The 445-nt window shown below is 67.9% G+C and carries 1 pseudogene; it reads right to left on the reverse strand.

Features of this window, described 5'->3' with window-relative positions:
• Positions 1-445, reverse strand: a pseudogene (locus C0Z18_RS32495) (LacI family transcriptional regulator); the annotation flags it as partial.

Consider the following 445-nt stretch of genomic DNA (forward strand, 5'->3'; position numbering starts at 1 on the left):
GCGCCAGCAGGCGGCGCGCGCCACGGAAACCGTCGTCGAAGGTGTAGTCGCCCTGCACCACCAGGTGCTTGTCCACGGTCATGCCGTAGTCCTTCAGCGCGGCCTCATAACCGGCATAGCGTTCGCCCGAGGAGCGGTGCGAGCTGCCGCCCCAGAGGAAGCCGATGCGCTGGTGCCCCAGCTGGATCAGGTGTTCGGTGATCTCGTAGGCGGCCTCGCGGTCGTCGACAAACACGCAGGCACCGTCGGCCGGATCTTCGGTGGCCGCAATGATGCGCACCAGCTTGATGCCACGCGCGGTCAGCGCCTGGATCAGGTCGCGGCGCTCGGACATCGGTGCGGTCAGCACCAGCCCGGCCAGGCGCGAACGCTGCACCCAGTCAGCCAGTTCATCGGCCAGCAGCGGCGAACTGGAATCGCAGGGATGGATCTGCAGGCCGAACCC

This window comes from Trinickia dabaoshanensis, from assembly GCF_002879885.1.
In the GTDB taxonomy this organism is placed as follows: Bacteria; Pseudomonadota; Gammaproteobacteria; order Burkholderiales; family Burkholderiaceae; genus Trinickia; species Trinickia dabaoshanensis.